Annotated in this window: 17 protein-coding genes; 9 read left to right on the top strand and 8 right to left on the bottom strand. The window is 65.2% G+C overall.

Going from position 1 to position 19957, the window contains the following annotated elements:
- Positions 1–7: 7 nt before the first annotated feature.
- Together parC and M2333_RS12800 are read left to right on the top strand one after the other, a co-directional pair.
- Positions 8–2299 (top strand): DNA topoisomerase IV subunit A, encoded by a 2292-nt coding sequence (gene parC / locus M2333_RS12795; RefSeq protein WP_264612014.1) that lies wholly within the window; start codon positions 8–10, stop codon positions 2297–2299.
- 207 nt (positions 2300–2506) lie between these two features.
- Complete coding sequence (locus M2333_RS12800) at positions 2507–4222, top strand: putative bifunctional diguanylate cyclase/phosphodiesterase (protein ID WP_264576906.1); 1716 nt, start codon at positions 2507–2509, stop codon at positions 4220–4222.
- Here the strand turns inward: M2333_RS12800 and M2333_RS12805 are convergent.
- The 4 genes from M2333_RS12805 to M2333_RS12820 form a co-directional block, all read right to left on the bottom strand.
- The gene (locus tag M2333_RS12805) at positions 4186–5406 is read right to left on the bottom strand and encodes a CCA tRNA nucleotidyltransferase (protein WP_264612015.1); all 1221 of its coding nucleotides are present in this window, start codon (positions 5404–5406) and stop codon (positions 4186–4188) included. The genes M2333_RS12800 and M2333_RS12805 overlap by 37 nt on opposite strands.
- Positions 5403–6002: a CoA pyrophosphatase gene (locus tag M2333_RS12810; protein WP_264612016.1), complete on the bottom strand. Its 600-nt coding sequence runs from the start codon at positions 6000–6002 to the stop codon at positions 5403–5405. Before M2333_RS12810 ends, M2333_RS12805 begins: the two co-directional genes overlap by 4 nt.
- Positions 5999–6565: a DUF1285 domain-containing protein gene (locus M2333_RS12815; RefSeq protein WP_264612017.1), complete on the bottom strand. Its 567-nt coding sequence runs from the start codon at positions 6563–6565 to the stop codon at positions 5999–6001. Before M2333_RS12815 ends, M2333_RS12810 begins: the two co-directional genes overlap by 4 nt.
- 83 nt (positions 6566–6648) lie before the next feature.
- Entirely contained in the window at positions 6649–7194 is a 546-nt protein-coding gene (locus M2333_RS12820) for a GNAT family N-acetyltransferase (RefSeq protein WP_264612018.1), read from the bottom strand.
- Between the two features lie 165 nt (positions 7195–7359).
- Between M2333_RS12820 and M2333_RS12825 the strand changes: the two genes are divergently transcribed.
- Complete coding sequence (locus M2333_RS12825) at positions 7360–7731, top strand: dihydroneopterin aldolase (protein ID WP_264593468.1); 372 nt, start codon at positions 7360–7362, stop codon at positions 7729–7731.
- A gap of 115 nt (positions 7732–7846) precedes the next feature.
- On the opposite strand, the gene M2333_RS12830 is transcribed toward M2333_RS12825, so the two are convergent.
- Complete coding sequence (locus M2333_RS12830) at positions 7847–8794, bottom strand: isopenicillin N synthase family dioxygenase (protein WP_264612019.1); 948 nt, start codon at positions 8792–8794, stop codon at positions 7847–7849.
- A gap of 152 nt (positions 8795–8946) precedes the next feature.
- Between M2333_RS12830 and M2333_RS12835 the strand changes: the two genes are divergently transcribed.
- The gene (locus M2333_RS12835) at positions 8947–9354 is read left to right on the top strand and encodes an EVE domain-containing protein (protein ID WP_181560927.1); all 408 of its coding nucleotides are present in this window, start codon (positions 8947–8949) and stop codon (positions 9352–9354) included.
- Positions 9335–9574 (top strand): hypothetical protein, encoded by a 240-nt coding sequence (locus M2333_RS12840; protein ID WP_264576913.1) that lies wholly within the window; start codon positions 9335–9337, stop codon positions 9572–9574. Before M2333_RS12835 ends, M2333_RS12840 begins: the two co-directional genes overlap by 20 nt.
- A 708-nt stretch (positions 9575–10282) precedes the next feature.
- Here M2333_RS12840 and pepF read toward each other — a convergent pair.
- From pepF to groES, 3 genes are all read right to left on the bottom strand, one after another.
- Positions 10283–12148 carry an oligoendopeptidase F gene (gene pepF / locus M2333_RS12845; RefSeq protein WP_264612020.1) on the bottom strand — a complete coding sequence of 622 codons (1866 nt, stop codon included), beginning with the start codon at positions 12146–12148 and terminating at the stop codon, positions 10283–10285.
- 187 nt (positions 12149–12335) lie between these two features.
- Positions 12336–13982: a chaperonin GroEL gene (gene groL, locus M2333_RS12850; protein ID WP_181560931.1), complete on the bottom strand. Its 1647-nt coding sequence runs from the start codon at positions 13980–13982 to the stop codon at positions 12336–12338.
- A 38-nt stretch (positions 13983–14020) separates the two neighbouring features.
- On the bottom strand, positions 14021–14308 hold the full coding sequence (groES, locus tag M2333_RS12855; RefSeq protein ID WP_181560932.1) for a co-chaperone GroES: 288 nt from the start codon (positions 14306–14308) through the stop codon (positions 14021–14023).
- A 451-nt stretch (positions 14309–14759) separates the two neighbouring features.
- Here groES and mdh point away from each other — a divergent pair, with 451 nt between their 5' ends.
- The 4 genes from mdh (at position 14760) to M2333_RS12875 (ending at position 19934) form a co-directional block, all read left to right on the top strand.
- Positions 14760–15722 carry a malate dehydrogenase gene (gene mdh / locus M2333_RS12860; RefSeq protein WP_181560933.1) on the top strand — a complete coding sequence of 321 codons (963 nt, stop codon included), beginning with the start codon at positions 14760–14762 and terminating at the stop codon, positions 15720–15722.
- 70 nt (positions 15723–15792) lie between these two features.
- Positions 15793–16134 (top strand): GIY-YIG nuclease family protein, encoded by a 342-nt coding sequence (locus M2333_RS12865; RefSeq protein ID WP_264612021.1) that lies wholly within the window; start codon positions 15793–15795, stop codon positions 16132–16134.
- The gene (gene sucD / locus M2333_RS12870) at positions 16131–17015 is read left to right on the top strand and encodes a succinate--CoA ligase subunit alpha (protein ID WP_181560935.1); all 885 of its coding nucleotides are present in this window, start codon (positions 16131–16133) and stop codon (positions 17013–17015) included. The genes M2333_RS12865 and sucD overlap by 4 nt, the downstream gene beginning before the upstream one ends.
- 99 nt (positions 17016–17114) lie before the next feature.
- Positions 17115–19934, top strand: coding sequence for a 2-oxoglutarate dehydrogenase E1 component (locus tag M2333_RS12875; protein WP_264612022.1), 2820 nt, complete (start codon positions 17115–17117; stop codon positions 19932–19934).
- Positions 19935–19957 lie beyond the last annotated feature (23 nt).

Here is a 19957-nt window from a genome sequence, read left to right on the forward strand (position 1 = left end):
GCGCGACATGACAGATTTTCGCGATCCGCTCGACAGCATCAAGGACCACCCCTTCGATTCCGCGCTGTCCGAGCGCTATCTCGTCTATGCACTCTCCACCATCACCGCCCGCTCGCTGCCCGATCTGCGCGACGGGCTGAAGCCGGTCCACCGCCGCCTGCTGTGGGCGATGCGCCTCTTGCGGCTCGAACCGAGCGGGCCGGCGCCGGATATTCTGGTCGCCAATCCCGAGCGGAACACCACCAGCTACAAGAAATGCGCCCGCGTCGTGGGCGACGTCATCGGCAAATATCACCCGCATGGCGACGCCTCGGTCTATGACGCGATGGTGCGGCTGGCACAGGATTTCTCCCTGCGCACCCCGCTGGTCGACGGGCAGGGCAATTTCGGCAATATCGATGGCGATAACGCCGCCGCCATGCGTTACACCGAGGCGCGGCTGACGCAGGCCGCTGCCGATCTGATGGCCGGCCTCGACCATGGCACCGTCGATTTCCGCCCGACCTATAATGGCGAGGAGGAAGAGCCCGAGGTCTTCCCCGGCCTGTTCCCCAATCTGCTCGCCAATGGCGCCAGCGGCATCGCGGTGGGCATGGCGACCAGCATTCCTCCGCACAATGTCGCCGAGGTGATCGACGCGGCCACGCTGCTGATCGACCAGCCGGAGGCCGAGCACGCCCAGCTCATGGCGCTGATGCACGGGCCGGACTTCCCCACCGGCGGCCTGCTCGTCGATCCGCCCTCGGTGATCTCTGACGCCTATGCGACCGGTCGGGGCAGCATGCGCCTGCGCGCCCGCTGGCACCGCGAGGATGAAGGGCGCGGCACCTGGATCGCGGTGATCGACGAGATTCCCTATGGCGTCGCCAAGGGCAAGCTGATCGAGCAGATCGCCCAGCTCATCGCCGACAAGAAGCTGCCGATCCTGGCCGACGTGCGGGACGAATCGGATGAGGTGCTGCGCATCGTGCTGGAGCCCCGCGCCCGGACGGTGGATCAGGACGTGCTGATGGACAGCCTGTTCCGCCTCACCGATCTGGAAAGCCGCTTCCCGCTCAACATGAACGTGCTGGATGCCAGCCACACGCCCCGCGTGATGGGCCTGCGCGATCTGCTGACCGAATGGCTCAAGCACCAGATCGAGGTGCTGGTCCGCCGCGCGCGACATCGCATCGAGCAGATCAACAATCGGCTGGAGCTGCTCGACGGCTATATCATCGCCTATCTCAACCTCGACCGGGTGATCGAGATCATCCGCAGCGAGGATGAGCCCAAGCCGGTGATGATGGCGGAGTTCCAGCTGACCGACCGGCAGGCCGAGGCGATCCTCAACATGCGGCTGCGCTCTTTGCGCAAGCTGGAGGAAATGGAGCTGCGGCGCGAGCGCGATGACCTCGCCGCCGAGCGCGAGGATCTGCACAAGCTCGTCGAATCGCCCGCCCGCCAGCGCACCCGCCTCAAGCGCGACCTCGCCGATCTGCGCAAGCGCTACACGCCGGAAAAGGGCATCGGCGCACGGCGAACCGGGCTCGAGCAGGCCGGGCCGGCGCGCGAAATTCCGCTCGAGGCGATGATCGAGCGCGAGCCGATCACCGTCATCATGTCCCAACGCGGATGGATTCGCGCGATGAAGGGCCATGCCGATCTCACCGCGACCGATGCGCTCAAGTTCAAGGAAGGCGATGGCCCGGCCTATGCCTTCCACGCGCAGACCACCGACAAGCTGCTGCTCGCCGGATCGGATGGGCGCTTCTACACGCTGGGCGCGGACAAGCTGCCGGGCGGGCGCGGCTTTGGCGAGCCGGTGCGGCTGATGATCGACCTGGCCAATGAGACCGACATCGTCGCGCTGTTGCCGGCCAGGGCGGACGGCAAACTGCTGCTCGCCGCCAGCGACGGGCGCGGCTTTATCGCCGCGATGAGCGAAATCATCGCCGAGACCCGCAAGGGCCGGCAGGTGGTGAACCTCAAGGCCGGCGCGCAGCTCAAGGTCGTCCGGCCGGTGGCACCGGGGGCCGATTCGGTCGCTGTCATCGGCGAGAATCGCAAGCTGGTCATATTCTCGCTCGCCGAACTGCCGGAAATGGCGCGCGGACAGGGCGTGACCCTGCAGCGCTACAAGGATGGCGGCCTCTCCGACGCGATGACGCTCACGCTAGCGCAGGGCCTTTCCTGGACGATGGGCGGGGACAGCGGGCGCACCCGCACCGAAACCGACCTGCTCTCCTGGCGCGCGGCCCGCGGCGCTGCCGGGCGGATGCCGCCCAACGGCTTCCCCCGCGACAACCGCTTCGACTGACCCGTCAGCGCAGGCGAATCCTCCTTTTCCCGTCACGGGACGATGGGGACTGTTGCGGCATCAACAAAAATAGGGGCTTGGGCCAGACTTTCAGCCTTAATTTACCATGGGCCGTTAACCCGGCGTTCCATGACGGCAAGCGCAAAACGCGAGACGGAGCATGTAGAGGCAGCGGCACGCCCGCGGCCTTCGCCCTTTGACGCCTCCGTGACAGCGCCCTTGCCGGCGGTCGACGACCTGCGCGGCTACACCGCCTTCCTCAAGGCGCTCCCTTATCCAGCCGCACTGTTGACCCAATCCCCATCGGGCCTGCACGTTCTGGTCGGCAATGCGGAGTTTTTCAGCTTCGTCGAGGATCAGGCCGCTAACGAATTGCTCGACTGCGAGGACAGCCAGCGCAGGCAGCGTAACTGGCGGCACCGCGCGCAGGCGATGTTCGATTCGCAGCGCCGCTCCGACCGCTTCGAACTGGAATTCCACGACCGGCTCGGGCTGCGGGCCTACAGCTGCTCGCTGACCTGGGTTGAGGAAGACGATGCGCAGCCCGCCCGGCTGGTGCTCTTCACCGCAACCGACCGCACCAGCGAGCGCAATGCGGAAAGCACATTGCGCAAGGAGCTGATGACGGACAGCCTGACCTCGCTGCCCAACCGTATCGGCTTTGTGGAGCAGATCGAAGGTCTCGCCGAAAACGGCCGCCCGGCCGCCAGCAAGGCGACCTATGCCATTATCGGCTTCGATCTCGTGCGATTCAGCCGCATCAACGAATCGCTGGGCGCGATGGCGGGCGACGAGCTGATCATCACCGTCGCGCGCCGCGTCAAATCCGTGCTGCGCGCGGGCGACGTGCTGGCCCGAATCGGCGGCAACGAGTTCGCCATCTTCGCCCATGTCGGCCATGGCCTGTCCGAAGTGCTGCAGATCGCCGAGCGCGTGCGCAAGGCATTCGAGGCACCGATCCGACTCTCCACCTATCTCATCAACGTCGAGGTCGCGCTGGGCTGCGCGCTGGCGCAGGAAGACAGCGACGATATCGAGCGGCTGCTCCGCCAGGCGCAGGCGGCTGTGAAGCGCGCCAAGAAATCCGGCGCGCTGGAGGTCTACCGCGCCAATGTGCTCCGCGAGGCGCTCAAGCGCTTCACGCTGGAGAACCGCCTGCGCGAGGCGATCGACAATGGCGAGCTGACCATGGTGTTCCAGCCGCTCATCAACCTGCAGACCGGCGCGGTGAAGGGCTTCGAGGCGCTCACGCGCTGGGAAGATTCGGTGCTGGGGCAGGTGTCCCCCAATGAGTTCATCCCGGTCGCCGAGGAATCGGGGCTGATCGTGCCGCTCGGGCGCTGGGCGATGTGCGAATGCGTGCAGACCCTCGCGGACTGGGACAGGCGGTTCGGCGAAACCCTGCCGATCACCATGAACGTCAACCTCTCGCCGGTGCAGATGGTGCGCGACAATGTGCCCCGCGCGGTGGAGGAAGCGCTGCGCTATGCCGGCATTGCCGGCAACCGCCTGATTATCGAGCTGACCGAAAGCGCCCTGATCGCCGACCCGGACAAGACCCGGCAATTGCTGGGCGCACTGCAGGCGATGGACGTCACGGTGGCGATGGACGATTTCGGCACCGGCTTTTCCAACCTCGCCAGCCTCCAGTCGCTCCCCATCGATGTGCTCAAGATCGACCGCAGCTTCGTGACGGACATGATCGGCGATGCCGACAAGATCGCCATTGTGCGCGCCATCGTCAGCCTCGCCGGCGCGCTCGGCATGGAAACCACCGCAGAGGGCATCGAGACCCCGGACATGGCCGATGCCCTGCGCAAGCTCGGCTGCCATTTCGGCCAGGGCTATCATTTCGCCCGCCCCCTGCCGCCGCAGGAGGCCTTCCACTACTGGCTGGAGCGCAGCGCCGCCCCGACCATCTGACGCGCCATCTCGCGCGTCTCGTCCGGCGCGGGAAAACCCCGGTCGATCCACGCTCTCTCCAGCGCCTGAAGCGTCCGCGCCACCAGCGGGCCGGCCGTCAGCCCCATCCCAATCAGATCGCCGCCCGAAAGCGGCAGGCGCGGCGCCTGCCAGCCGATCAGCGCGGGCGCGCAGTCGGGCGAAAAGGCCCGGCCCAGCAGCAGCTGATCGACCGCGCTGTCCTCGCCCAGCGCATAGGCCAGCGCCTGCGGGGTGGCCGCCGAGGTCGACGTAGCCGCCGCGCGCAAGCGCTGCCGCGCCTTGTTGGAGAGGCGCAGTCGTGCGCCGACCTGATCGGCCAGCGCGCCATCGGGCGGCAGCAGCGCCGCCAGACGGCGCAAGCCGGCCGGCGCGATGCCCGTCGCCTGCTCGGCAGCGATCAGCGCGCGCAAGGCGGCGACGCCCTCCACATCGATCTCCGGCAGCACGGACGCCAGCACCCCGTCGCCCACCATCGCCGCGATCACGTCGGCCGGGTCGGGCAGACCGAGCAGCTTGAGCATCTCGTCCGCGACGCGCTCCCGTGAAAGCGCCATGAGGCTGGTCGCGTGCGCCACGCAGGCGCGATAATCCGGCGTGTCGCGATCCAGCGTGCCAAACCGGGCCGTAAAGCGGAAATAGCGCAGGATGCGCAGATGATCCTCGGCGATTCGCTGATGGGGATCGCCGATGAAGCGCACGCGGCGAGCCAGCAGATCGGCGCGCCCGTCGAAATAATCGGACAAGGCGCCACTGGCGGGATCGGCATAAAGCGCGTTCATGGTGAAGTCGCGGCGGGCCGCGTCATCTCGCCAATCCGTGCCGAAGGCGACCGTGGCCCGGCGCCCGTCGGTGGAAACATCCCGCCGCAGCGTGGTGATCTCGATCGGGCGATGATCGAGAATGGCGGTGATCGTGCCATGCGCGATGCCGGTCGGCACGGCGCGCAGGCCAGCGGCCTTGACGCGCCGGACCACCTCCGCCGGCAGGTGGACGGTGGCGATGTCGATATCCTTAACCGCGATGCCCAGCAGGGCATCCCGCACCGCGCCGCCGACGAAACGCGCTTCGCCTTGGTCCGCGCCCAGCGCCTCGCAGAGTGCCAGTAGGCCCGGCCAAGCCCGCCACTCGGCATCGGGAAGCCGCTCGGGGAGGGGCGCGCTCATGCGGCCGCCTCGATGCGCCGGGCGAGGTTGACCAGCATCGCTGCCGTCACGCCCCAGATGCGGTGCTCCTGCCACAGAAACTCGTAATAGCTGCGGGTGCCGCCTTCCCAATCCACGGTGCGCAAGGCGCGGTTGGCGGGATCGAGCAGGAAATCGAGCGGCACCTCGAAGATGGCGTCAACCTCCGCCTCGGAAGGCCGCAACGCCAGATCGGGCGGGACGATGCCGACAATCGGCTCGATCTCGAACCCCGTGCCGGTGCGGAAGCGATCCGATCGGCCCATCACCTCCACTGCTTCGGGCGGCAGCGCGATTTCCTCATGCGCCTCGCGCAGCGCCGCCTCCACCGCGTCGCGATCACCCGGGTCCAGCCGGCCACCAGGGAAGGCGACCTGCCCGGCATGGGCGCGCAGCCCTGCGTGGCGCAGGGTGAAGATCATGCCCGGGTCAGGGCGGTCGGTCACCGCGATCAACACCGCTGCCGGCGTGAATGGCCCCTCCGGCTCGGGTCGGTTGCGATACAGGAAGAAATCATGGGTATGCGCCGAGTCGAATTCCGGCCGCAAAGAGGCGGTCAGCCGGTCCCGCCAACTCATGCCGCCGTCTCCAGCGCGTGAAAGACGCCGCCGCTCCACAGGCCCAGGGGATCGTGCCCCTCCGCAATGGCAAGATCGGCCAGCGCATAATAGACCGGGCGGATCAGACGGGCCCGCAGCCCGGCCTCCAGCCCGAGCGCAGGACGCTGCCCGGCCGCATTCTCTTCCATCCCGAGCGGATGGGCGCCGTCAGCCGTGACCCACTGCCCGGTCGCCCCAATGCGGAACCGCAGCGTGCGCGCCTGCCCGTCCCCCTCGCTCGCCATTTCCACCGCGAACAAAGGCGCGTCCTCGACCTCAATGTCGAGCATCTCGACCGGCGTCACCAGCACATGCCGCCCGTCCGGCTCGCGCCGCAACAGGCGCGCGAACAGGCTCACCAGTTCGGGGCGGCGGATCTCGCGCTCTTCATGAAACCAGCGGCCCTGCGCATCGATTCGCATCGCGCTGTGCCCGCAGCGCGTGGGCGACCAATCCATGACCGGATAGGGCCGCGCCGGATCGGCATCCTGCGGGACGCCGGCAATGGGCAGATCGGAACCGGGATCGAGAGGCGCAACCATGCGCTGCAGATAGGCAAGGCCAGCCGGCTTGGCAAAGGGCGTCTCGCACCGGTGCCACGCGGCGTCGGCCCGGATCAGCGCACTCAGACCGCCGGCGTGGCCGCCGCCCCCGCCACCAGGGCGGTGCCGCGCGGGCCGAGACTGCCTGCAGAGGGCAGCACCACGCCGGGCGCCGCGCGGGTCAGCAAGCGGTGCCGCTCGACCGGACCGGGCACGGCCCAGTCCCCCGTTGCATCGGCCGAGAATCCCCAGAAACGGCCATAATATTCGGGATCGCCAATCATCACCAGCGGATCGCCCGGATGCAGATCGACGGTTTCGATCAGCCGGTCCATCAGCGCACGGCCGGTGCCATGGCGCTGCATCGCGGGGACCACCGCGACCGGCCCGACCATGATCAGGGGTGTCTCTCGACCGTCCGGGCCGTGCAGCGCCACCGGCCAGCTTTGCAGCGTGCCGATCAATTGCCCGTCCGAATCGAAGGCGGCGAAGGAGAGATCCGTGAACCAAGCCATGCCCAGGCGGATGCGATAGGCCGTGCGGCCGTGGCGCGCCGGGCCAAATGCCGCATCGAGCAGCGCGGTGATGGCCGCGTCTCCGGTTCCTGCCAGCTCGCCGATCCGTGTCACCGCTTGCCGTCCGCCTTCCAAGCGGGCAATAGCGCCCGAGGCGGCGGCCTTTAGCGCTTCACGCCCAAATGAAAAGGGTTATTCGAGGCTATGATGGCGGGACGCGAGGCGGGAATGCCAGGAACGGGAGGGCACAGCGCCAATCCGGCAAACGGCGTGAATCCCATGGATGACATGCTGCTGCTCGAGATTGAGGATCTTGAGGTGGATGTGCTGACCGGCATCTATTCCGAGGAAACCCATCTGCCGCAGCCGCTGCGAATCAGCATCCGCGCCCTGCTCGAGCATCGCAGCCACTATGAGCCGAACACGCCGCTCAGCACGTCCAAAAACTATATGGACCTCAAGCATGCGGCGACCACGGCGATCACCCGGGGCCAGCACTTCATGCTGGTCGAGGCCGTGGCCGATCACATCATCGACACCATCTTCCTGCAGGACCGCAAGGCGCGCCATGTGACGGTGAAGATCGTCAAGCTGGCCCTCTCCGAGCGGAACGAGAAGATCGGCGTCACCCTCTCCCGCTGGCGGAAATAGGGTTCGCAGACCCACATTCCTCCGCCCGTTCGTGTCGAGCGAAGTCGAGACACGTTAGAACAGCGCTCGCGTGTCTCGACTCGCTCGACACGAACGGGATGTGCTTGGTGAAAACCTAACCCTTCTTCAGCCCAATCTCGCGCAGCCGCTCGTGCAGATAGTCATGCGCGCTGATCGGCGGTTCACGCAGCGGATTTTCCGTGCTCACGCATTGCGGCAGCGCCTCGATCATCACGTCCGGCTCCAGATGCAGGAAGAAGGGCATGGAATAGCGCGGGATGTGGCGGCGCTCGGGCGGGGGATTAACGACGCGGTGGCTGGTCGAGGGCAGCACATGATTGGTCAGCCGCTGCAGCATATCGCCGACATTGATGACCAGCGCGCCGGCGGGCGGCGTGGCCGGAATCCACGCACCCTCGCGCGTCAGCAGCTGCAGGCCGCCTTCCTCCGCGCCGAGCAGCAGGGTGATGAGGTTGATGTCCTCATGCGCGCCCGCGCGAATGCCGGGCGCCTGCGCGGAAACGGGCGGATAATGCAGCAGCCGCAGGATGGAATTGCCCTCGTCGATCTTGGCGTCGAACCAGTCGGGCGCCAGGCCGAGATGGCGCGCGACGCCGGAGAGGATGCGCGCGCCCACGGCATCGAACGCCGCGAACAGCGCCGTAAAAGTCTTCTCGAATCCGTCGATCTCGCCCGGCCAGATGTTGGGCGGCATATCGGCGGCGAGCGGATGACCGGCCGGCAGGGCGCGGCCGACATGCCAGAATTCCTTGAGGTCATTCTCGCTGGCACCCTTGGCGACCTCTGTCCCGAACGCCGTGTAGCCGCGCTGTCCCGCACCGCCGGGCACGAGATAGGCGCGCTTGACCGGATCGGGCAGCGCGAAGAACGCCTTTGCCAGCCCCCAGCCCCGCGCCACGAGGTCCGGGTCCATCCCGTGATCGGTGACGATGGCGAAGCCATATTCGCGGAAGCTGCTGCCGATCGCATCGGCGAAATCCTGCGGCGAGAGGCGCGCGAGCGAGAGAGTGGGGACATGCCCCAGCGGATCGGATGACGTCATGACGGTCTCACTCGAACGTGAAATGATGATGCCTGACTAGGCGTTCGCGGCGCGGCTGTCACGCCGGGGCTTGGTGACAGCAAAGGCCTTGCACCCCGCAGACCGGCATGGAATGGCGCCCGGGCAGGCTGGCAAAGGAGGATCGATCGCCCATGCGCTACTGGCTGATGAAATCGGAGCCCGATGTGTTCTCCTGGGACGATCTGGTCGAGAAGGGTCGCGCCGAGTGGGACGGCGTGCGCAACCATGCCGCCAAGCTGAACATGAAGGCGATGGAGGTTGGTGACCAGGCGCTGTTCTATCACAGCAATATCGGCGTCGAATGCGTCGGCATCATGGAGATCGTGCGCGGGGCCGAGCAGGACAGCACGGACGAGACCGGCAAGTGGTTCGCGGTGGAAGTCGCGCCGGTGCGCAAACTCGCCAAGCCAGTCACGCTCAAGCAGATCAAGGCCGATCCTGCATTTGCGAACATGGCTTTGGTGCGACAATCGCGCCTGTCCGTGTCGTCGGTGAGCGACGAGGAATTCCAGAGAATCGTTGATTTATCAGAGCAATGAGCATTTCCAATTGAATGCGCAGGCCACAACGATTGCAGTTTTTGCATCCATCGCCCGGCCTTTGCAATTGAACTTTGCTGCGTTGCAACACAAATGGCCTCCAGAGACACGGGCGCTGCGCCCGATCAATTCCGGGAGCCACGACATGACCATTCTCAAGAAGATTTTTGCTGCCTACATCTCTGCCGCTGCCATGAGCGTTCCGTTCGGCGGCCTGTAAGCAGATGAGGCACGGCGCGACCCACTGAGGTCGCTCTGCTGCAAATCAAAAGGCGACGCTGCAAGGCGTCGCCCTTTTTTGTGCGCCTTTTTGCTGGCGAATCTTCGGCCGCTTCCCTACAGCGCGGAACAATGATCGGTCCGGCGCGGATTATCCCCGGACTTATCCACACTCATCCACAGTTTTGATCTCGCTCCCCGCATTGCAGCGGCGGATAATGCTTTGCACGACTCGATTCTCGTGAGACCATCAAGCCATAGAGAGACAGAAATGTTCTGTTAAATCAGGATGTTGAGTCGATCTTACGGACCAAGACCTGCGCGCGGCAACGTGCTCGGCGGATTGGTTCGGCCCGCCGCCAACCGCAGGATCACGCTTCCCCCGGGAACAGGATCGCGAGGCAGCGGGAAGGATGCAGGCTCTGCCGTCTAGGCATGATCCCGCATCCGCAAAGGCCGGCACAGCTTGCCCTTCGGGCGAGCCTCGCGCGGTCGATCCGAAGGCGGCCTGCCGCAGCCGGATCAGCACGTCGGACTTCCGCAAGGAACAGGACGTGAGGCGCACGATCTGACGATCGAGAGCGTCGTGCCAGACGCTGGATGTCCCGGAGACGGGCTGGAAGGCGATGGCATCGTGGGGGCCGGTAGCGATGCCGGCCCCCATTTTCATGACTCGCGTGCGGTGAAGACCCCGCGCGCCTGCCTTCGCTCAGGCCATCAGCGCCTCGGCCTCATCCAGCGTATCCGACAGGAGCTGGACGACGGCACGATAGGGCTCCGGCCCCGCCATGTTCAGCCCCGCGCGCTTGAGGATCTCGACCGGATAATCCGAGCCGCCGGCCTTGAGCACGGCCAGATAATTGTCCCGCGCCTTCGCCCCGCCGCGCTTGATTTCACCGGCGAAATAGACGGCGGCGGAGAAGCAGGTGGCATATTGGTAGACGTAGAAGCTGTTGTAGAAGTGCGGAATATAGGCCCATTCATTGCCATAGGCCGGCTCCATGCCGACCTTCGGCCCATGGTAGCGCGCCAGCAGATCGGTGTAGAGCGTGGTGAAGGCGCCACCCGACAGACCATCGCCCGCCTCGGCCCGGTCATGCGCCACCAGTTCGAACTCGGCGAACATCGTCTGGCGGAAGAAGGTGCCGCGAATATTCTCCATCCGCTGGCCGAGATAGAAGAGCTTCTCCTCGCGCGTCTTGGCCTGCGACTCCATATAATCGAGCAGCAGCAGCTCGTTCAGCGTCGAGGCGATCTCGGCGGTGAAGATCGGATAATCCGCTTTCTCGAAAGGTTGCGCGGCATTGGCGAGCAGGCTGTGCATGGCATGGCCCCACTCATGCGCATAGGTGCTCAGGCTCTCATATTCGTCGCTCAGGTTGAGCAGCAGATAGGGATGCACATCATAGGCGCTGGACTGCATATAGGCGCCCGGCCGCTTGCCGGTCCGTGGCCACGGGTCCATCCACCGCGCAGCCGTCGCGCGTGAGAGGGAGGCGGCATAATCGCGCCCCAGCGGCTGCACCGCCGCGAGCGTCAGTCGCCGCATCTCATCGAGCGAAAAGCGGCGCCCCGTTTCGACCAGCGGCGGATAGATATCGTAATAATAAAGGTCCGGCAGCTTGAGCATCCGGCGGCGCAGCTCGAAGTAACGGTGAAGCTGGGGCAGGCCCTTGTTGGTCTCCGCCACCAACGTGCGATAGACGCCCTCCGGCACATTCGATCCGGCGAGGGCCGATGCCAGCGCGGTGGGATATTTGCGCGCCTTTGCATCGAAGATATTGCCGCGGACCTGCGCCAGATAGGTCGCACCGAAGCTGTTGCGGAACTCCCCATAGGTCTTCCAGAAGGCATCGAACACCGCCTTGCGATCCGCCCGCTCGGGTGCCGCGCGGTGGACGGTATAGCCCTGATTGTCGAGCTTCACTTTCTCGCCAGTGGACAGGGTGATGCTGGGCCAGGGAATGTCCGAGCTGCGCAGCTGGTCGGAAATGTCTCCCGGCGCCGAGAGCACGGATGTTGCGCTCGCCAGCAGCCCTTCCCCTTCCGGCGAGAGGGTGTGCGGCGCGCGACGCAGCATGTCGGCCAGCGCATGATCGAACCGATCGCGCAACACAGCATTCCCGGCGATGAACTGCTTGATCTTCGCCTCGCCGATGCTGAGCACTTCCGGCGCGATCCAGGCACTGGCCTCGCTGAACGCGGTGAACAGGTCAACCGCCTGCCCCTGCTTCTCCTGGTTCGCAGAGACGCGCACATCCTCGTCGGCACGCAGGCTGGCATAGACATAGACGCGCAGGATCTGCCGGTAGAGGTCGGACTGCATGGTGAAGGCCGCGGCGAGCGTCTCGGCACTTTCGCCGAGCCGCCCCTTATAGGCCGCCATGCCCTTGACCGCCTCGAGCGCGGAACGGCGGGCGCTGTCCCACGCGGCATCGTCGGCATAAAGCGCGCTGAGATCCCAGGTGATATCCCGGTTGGAGGCGGTTTGCGCGGCGAGCGAGGCGGGCGCCAGCGCGGCGAGGCCGGCAATGGCGGCGGCGGCCACGGCTTCGCGGCGGGAAAGGTCGGTCATGCGGTCATCCTGATCGGGCGCCGCGGAACAGGCAGCGCCAGGTTGCGATGCCCTACTGTGTCGGCATTGCGCGCCGATGGGAAGATGCTTGTGCGAACCGGCGGCCTCCGCACCGGCCGCCGTTGCCCAAAGGAAAAGGCCGCCGGTGTCCCGACGGCCTTCCCTGATAGAAGAAACGGTGAACTTCTTAGAAGTCCATGCCGCCCATGCCACCCATGCCGCCGGGCATACCAGCCGGAGCCGAGGACTTGTCCTCGGGCAGCTCGGCAATGGTCGCCTCGGTGGTGATGAGCAGACCGGCAACCGAAGCCGCGTCCTGCAGAGCCGCGCGCACAACCTTGGTCGGGTCGATCACGCCGGCTTCCACCAGGTTCTCATAGACGTCGGTCGAAGCGTTGAAGCCCCGGGTCTCGTCATTTTCGCGCAGCAGGTTGCCAGCGACGACGGCACCGTCGAAGCCCGCATTCTGAGCGATCTGACGCAGCGGCGCTTCGATGGCCTTGCGGATGATGTCGATGCCGCGGGTCTGGTCGTCATTGACGCCCTTGAGGCCGGCCAGCGCCTTGGTGGCGTACAGCAGAGCCGTACCACCGCCGGGGACAATGCCTTCCTCGACAGCTGCACGGGTGGCGTGCAGCGCATCGTCGACGCGATCCTTGCGCTCCTTCACCTCGACCTCGGACGCACCGCCAACCTTGATGACGGCCACGCCGCCAGCCAGCTTGGCCAGACGCTCCTGCAGCTTCTCGCGGTCATAGTCGGACGTCGTCGTCTCGATCTGCGCGCGGATCTGCTCGGTGCGGCCCTTGATGGCATCCGCATCGCCAGCACCATCGACGATGGTGGTGTTGTCCTTGTCGATGGTGACGCGCTTGGCGGTGCCGAGCATGCCAACCGTGACGTTCTCGAGCTTGATGCCGAGATCTTCGGAGATCACCTCGCCCTTGGTGAGGACGGCGATGTCTTCCAGCATGGCCTTGCGACGGTCACCGAAGCCCGGTGCCTTCACGGCAGCGACCTTCAGGCCACCACGCAGCTTGTTGACGACGAGCGTGGCCAGAGCCTCACCCTCGATGTCCTCGGCGATGATGAGCAGCGGACGGCCCGACTGCACCACGGCCTCCAGGATAGGAAGCAGCGCCTGCAGCGAGGAGAGCTTCTTCTCGTGGATGAGGATGTAGGGGTCAGCCAGCTCGACCTGCATCTTCTCGGGGTTGGTGATGAAGTAAGGCGAGAGGTAGCCGCGGTCGAACTGCATGCCTTCCACGACGTCCAGCTCGAAATCGAGGCCCTTGGCTTCCTCGACCGTGATCACGCCTTCCTTGCCGACCTTCTCCATGGCCTCGGCGATCTTCTCGCCGACTTCGGTGTCGCCATTGGCCGAGATGATGCCGACCTGGGCGATTTCCTTGTTGCCGGAAACGGCCTTGGAGCGGGCCTTGAGGTCCTCGACCACCTTGGTCACCGCGAGGTCGATGCCGCGCTTGAGGTCCATCGGGTTCATGCCGGCCGCAACCGACTTCATGCCCTCGCGCACGATCGCCTGGGCGAGAACGGTCGCGGTGGTGGTGCCGTCACCGGCAATGTCGTTGGTCTTCGAGGCCACTTCGCGCACCATCTGGGCGCCCATGTTCTCGAACTTGTCCTTGAGCTCGATTTCCTTGGCGACCGACACACCGTCCTTGGTGATGCGGGGGGCGCCGAAGCTCTTGTCGATCACGACGTTACGGCCCTTGGGACCGAGGGTGACCTTCACTGCATCGGCGAGAATGTCCACGCCGCGCAGGATGCGCTCACGGGCATCGCGGGAAAATTTGACGTCCTTGGCTGCCATGTTGCTAGTCCTTCCTTGAATTCAACGGAGTGCGAAAATCAGGCGATGACGCCCAGAATGTCGCTTTCCTTCATGATGAGCAGGTCTTCACCGTCGACCTTGACCTCGGTGCCGGACCACTTGCCGAACAGCACGCGGTCACCGGCCTTGACGTCGAGCGGCGTCACCTTGCCGTCTTCCGCCTTGGCGCCCGTGCCCACGGAGACGATCTCGCCTTCCTGCGGCTTTTCCTTGGCGCTGTCGGGAATGATGATGCCACCGGCAGTCTTCTCATCGGCTTCGATGCGGCGAACGAGCACGCGATCGTGCAGCGGACGAAATCCCATTATCCAAGTCCTTTCCATAGCGGCGGGCGCTGTCGCTCTCCGTCGGATCGCCCGGCCGGCCCTTGCCGAAGCCTGCGCGCCCCCCGGATACCGACTCTGGCACCCCGCCTGTGAAACACTGTGTTAGCACTGTCAGTGAGTGAGTGCTAACGGCCGCCATATGGGTCGGTCGAACCTCACGTCAAGGCGCGGTGCAGCAAAAAACTATTCGTTCTTTCGCCTGCGCGGTGGACCGTTCGGCGTTCTCGGCCGTTGGACGGTATCGCGTCGAAGGCGTCGCGATCCATCGATGACGGTCACTCATCGGCCCGAAGGACCGGCTGAACGCCCCTAAATGATATTGCGAACTAATCGCAAAGAAAAGCCGGAATCTGGCCCGATCGTCATTGAACGGTAAGGAAATTGGGCCTATGGGCGCCTCATCGACCACCGCGCAAAGAAGGAGACGCGCATGGCCCGGAAGAAGATCGCGCTTATTGGTGCCGGCAATATCGGCGGCACGCTTGCTCACCTCGCGGCTCTCAAAGGGCTTGGCGATATCGTCCTGTTCGACGTGGTCGAAGGGATTCCCCAGGGCAAGGCGCTCGATCTCTCGCAGTGCGGTCCGGTCGAAGGCTTCGACGCCAAGATCACCGGCTCCAACGACTATGCGGACATTGCCGGGGCCGACGTCATCATCGTCACCGCCGGCGTCGCCCGCAAGCCGGGCATGAGCCGTGACGATCTGCTCGGCATCAACCTTAAGGTCATGAAGGCCGTCGGTGAGGGCATTCGCGACAATGCGCCCGACGCGTTCGTGATCTGCATCACCAACCCGCTCGACGCGATGGTCTGGGCGCTGCGCGAATTCTCCGGCCTGCCGCACAACAAGGTCGTCGGCATGGCCGGCGTGCTCGATTCGGCCCGGTTCAGCCACTTCATCGCCGAAGAGTTCGAAGTGTCCGCCAAGGACGTCACGACCTTCGTGCTCGGCGGCCATGGCGATACCATGGTGCCGGTCGTGCAATATTCGACCGTGGCCGGCATTCCCGTGCCCGACCTCATCAAGCAGGGCCGCTCCACCAAGGAGCGTATCGATGCCATCGTGCAGCGCACCCGTTCGGGCGGCGGCGAGATCGTCGGCCTGCTCAAGACCGGCTCGGCTTATTATGCGCCCGCGACCAGCGGCATCGCCATGGCGGAAGCCTATCTGGGCGACCAGAAGCGCCTGCTGCCCTGCGCCGCCTATGTCGAGGGCAAGTACGGCGTCGACGGCCTGTATGTCGGTGTGCCGGTGATCATCGGCAAGGACGGCGTCGAGCAGATCGTCGAGATCGAGCTGGATGACGAAGCCAAGGGCAACCTCCAGGTCAGCGTCGATGCGGTCAAGGAACTGCTGGTGGCGTGCAAGGGCATCGATCCGAGCCTGGCCTAAGCGATGAAGCGCTTCGCTTGCTCCTCCTGTTCCCCGGCGAAGGCCGGGGCCCAGCAGTGCCCGTGATGCAATGAACGGCGCCGGCTATGTCTACATCATGGCAAGTCGGCGGAACGGAACGATTTATACCGGTGTGACGAGTGATCTGGTGAGACGGGTCACGCAGCATCGGACAGGAGAGATCAAGGGCTTCACCACCAAATATGGCTGCAAGCTGCTGGTTTGGTACGAAGCCCATGACGATCTTCAGAACGCGCGGCAGCGCGAACTGCGGATCAAGGAATGGAAGCGTCAGTGGAAACTGCGCCTCATTGAAGAGATAAACCCGGACTGGAACGATCTGTTCGAGTCCATCTGTCAGAACTGGACCCCGGCCTTCGCCGGGGAACAAGGAAGCGAAGCGAGCCCATGAGCATCCTCGTCGACAAGAACACCAAGGTCATCACGCAGGGCATGACCGGCGCGACCGGCACGTTCCACACCGAACAGGCGCTGGCCTATGGCACGCAGATGGTCGGTGGCGTGACGCCGGGCAAAGGCGGCACCAGCCACATCGGCCTGCCGGTGTTCGACACGGTGGAAGAAGCCGTGGCCAAGACCGGCGCCACCGCGAGCGTCATCTACGTGCCGCCGCCATTCGCCGCCGATTCGATCCTGGAAGCGATCGATGCGGAAGTGCCGCTGATCGTCACGATCACGGAAGGCATTCCGGTGCTCGACATGGTGCGCGTGAAGCGTGCGCTCTCGGGCAGCAAGTCGCGCCTCATCGGTCCGAACTGCCCCGGCGTGCTGACGCCGGACGAGTGCAAGATCGGCATCATGCCCGGCTCCATCTTCCGCAAGGGCAGCGTGGGCGTGGTCTCGCGCTCGGGCACGCTGACCTATGAGGCGGTGTTCCAGACCTCCAATGCCGGCCTTGGCCAGACGACTGCCGTCGGCATCGGCGGCGATCCGGTCAACGGCACCAACTTCATCGACGTGCTGGAGCTGTTCCTCGCCGACGAGGCGACGCAGAGCATCATCATGATCGGCGAGATCGGCGGCGATGCCGAGGAGCAGGCCGCGCAGTTCCTGATCGACGAGGCCAAGAAGGGCCGCAAGAAGCCGATGGCCGGCTTCATCGCGGGCCGTACGGCGCCTCCGGGCCGCCGCATGGGCCATGCCGGTGCGATCGTCTCCGGCGGCAAGGGCGATGCGGAAAGCAAGATCGCGGCGATGGAAGCAGCGGGCATCAAGGTTGCGGCCAGCCCTTCGGAGCTGGGCACGACGCTGCTTGAGGTGCTCAAGGCGTAGGTGGTTAACAGCCGCTTCACCCGGATTGGCTAGACGGGCCGGTCCGGGATGGCGGCACAGGCGTCTTCCGCCCGGCGGAGAGAGGCAAGGATCGAACCGATGGGTTACGAGAATCAGGAATTCAGCGGCGCGCAAGAGGCCGAACAAGGGCCGAGCTGGGCGCGCAAGGGCTGGCCGCTCGACAGCACGGACGATCTGACCGCCGCGCTCGACCCCACTCAGATGCAGGTGGCGATCAAGGCCGCCGCCGCCAAGAGCGGCGCGCCCGCCTCGCAGGCCGATGTCGCCAAGGCGGCCGCCGATTCGATCCGCGCGATGATGCTCATTCGCACCTATCGCGTGCGCGGCCATCTGGCTGCCAATCTCGATCCGCTCGGCCTCAGCCAGCGCGACCTGCCGGCGGACCTGACGCCGGAATATCACGGCTTCTCCGGTGCGGAGCAGGACCGCAAGGTCTATGTCGGCGGCGCGCTCGGCCTTGAGTGGACGACGATCCGCGAGCTGGTGGACATTCTTCGCGCCAATTACTGCGGCAATGTCGGCCTCGAATATATGCACATCTCCGATGTGGAGGAGCGCCGCTTCCTGCAGGACCGCATGGAAGGCAAGGACAAGGAAATCATCTTCACGCCCGAGGGCAAGAAGGCGATCCTCGCCAAGGTCATCCAGGCCGAGCAATATGAGAAGTTCCTGGGCCGCAAATATGTCGGCACCAAGCGCTTCGGCCTCGATGGTGGCGAGTCCATGATTCCGGCGCTCGAAGCCGTGATCAAATATGGCGGCCAGCTCGGCGTGCGCGAGATCGTGTACGGCATGGCCCATCGTGGCCGCCTCAATGTGCTGGCCAATGTGATGGCCAAGGGCTTCCGCGTCATCTTCCACGAGTTCTCGGGCGGCACCGCCAATCCCGAGGATGTCGGCGGCTCCGGCGACGTGAAATACCACCTCGGCACCTCGACCGACCGTGAGTTTGACGGCATCAACGTCCACATGTCGCTGGTGCCCAACCCCTCGCACCTGGAGACGGTGGACCCGATCGTGCTCGGCAAGGTCCGCGCGCAGCAGCTGTTCCGCGATGATATCGGCCCCGGCAAGCACAAGCAGGTGCTGCCCGTCCTCATCCATGGCGATGCGGCCTTTGCGGGTCAGGGCATCGTGTGGGAGTGCTTCGGCTTTTCCGGCGTGCGCGGCTACAATACCGGCGGCTGCATCCACTTCGTCGTCAACAACCAGATCGGCTTCACCACCAGCCCGCAATTCTCGCGCGGTTCGCCCTATCCGAGTGACGTCGCCAAGGGCGTGCAGGCACCGATCCTGCATGTGAACGGCGATGATCCCGAGGCAGTGACCTTCGCGTGCAAGCTGGCGATCGATTATCGCCAGACCTTCCACCGCGACATCGTGATCGACATGTGGTGCTACCGCCGCTTCGGCCATAATGAGGGCGACGAGCCGAGCTTCACCCAGCCGCTCATGTATGCGCGCATCAAGCAGCATCCGCCGGTGAGCGAGGTCTATGCCTCGCGCCTGCGCGAAGAGGGCGTGGTCGACGATGCGTTCGTTTCGACGCAGGTCGAGGGCTTCGTCGATCATCTTGAGGAAGAGTTCGAAGCGGCCAAAACCTACAAGTCCAATCATGCGGACTGGTTCGCCGGTCGCTGGTCGGGTCTGCATCAGCCCGCCGACATCGAGACCGCGCGCAAGAATGTCGAAACCGCCGTGTCGCCCAAGCTGTTCGAGAGCCTGGGCCGCACGCTGACCACGGTGCCGGAGGGCGTGAACGTCCACCGCACCCTGCGCCGCGTGCTCGATGCCAAGGCAGAGATGTTCAAGACCGGCGAGAATTTCGACTGGGCGACCGGAGAGGCCCTCGCCTTCGGCTCGCTGCTGTCGGAAGGCTATGGCGTGCGCCTGTCCGGTCAGGATTCGGGGCGCGGCACGTTCAGCCAGCGCCACGCCGTCTGGGTCGATCAGGACAGCGAGAAGAAGTATATTCCGCTTCTCACCGTTCCGCACGGCCATTTCGAGGTCTATGACAGCCCGCTCTCCGAATATGGCGTGCTGGGCTTTGAATATGGCTACGCCATGGCGGACCCCAAGAGCCTGGTGCTGTGGGAAGCGCAGTTCGGCGATTTCGCCAATGGCGCGCAGATCATCATCGATCAGTATATCGCATCGTCCGAATCCAAGTGGTTGCGCGCCAATGGCCTCGTGCTGCTGCTGCCGCATGGCTATGAAGGGCAAGGGCCCGAGCACAGCTCCGCACGGCTCGAGCGCTTCCTGCAGCTCTGCGCGGAAGGCAATATCCAGATCGCCAACTGCACCACGCCGGCCAACTATTTCCACATCCTGCGCCGGCAGATGCTGCGCCCGTTCCGCAAGCCACTGATCATCTTCACGCCCAAGTCGCTGCTGCGGCACAAGCTGGCGGTGAGCAAGGCCGAGGATTTCCAGGGCGATCGCCACTTCATGCGCATCCTCTCCGACCCCACACCGGCGGCGGACGAGCAGACGCGCCGGCTGGTGCTATGCTCCGGCAAGGTCGCCTATGACCTCATGGAAGCGCGCGACGCAGCCGGGGACAAGGACGTGCAGATCGTCCGCATCGAGCAGCTCTATCCCTTCCCGACCGAGGCGCTCGCCACGCGCCTCAAGCGCATGACCGCGCTGGAGGAAGTGGTGTGGTGTCAGGAAGAGCCCCGCAACAATGGTGCGTGGTTCTTCGTGGAGCCCTATATCGAGGAGGCGCTCGATCAGGCCGGCAAGGCGCCGATGCGCGCCCGCTACGCAGGTCGCAAGGCTTCGGCCTCGCCTGCCACCGGCCTTGCCCGCCGTCACCAGGCCGAGCAGGGTGCGCTCATCGCGGACGCGCTCGGTCACAATGTGCGCACCGAGATCAAGCGCCAGAAGAAAGCATAGTCCGCGCAGGCCGCGCCGGGCAG

This window comes from Sphingobium sp. B11D3B (genome assembly GCF_025961735.1).
Taxonomy (GTDB): domain Bacteria; phylum Pseudomonadota; class Alphaproteobacteria; order Sphingomonadales; family Sphingomonadaceae; genus Sphingobium.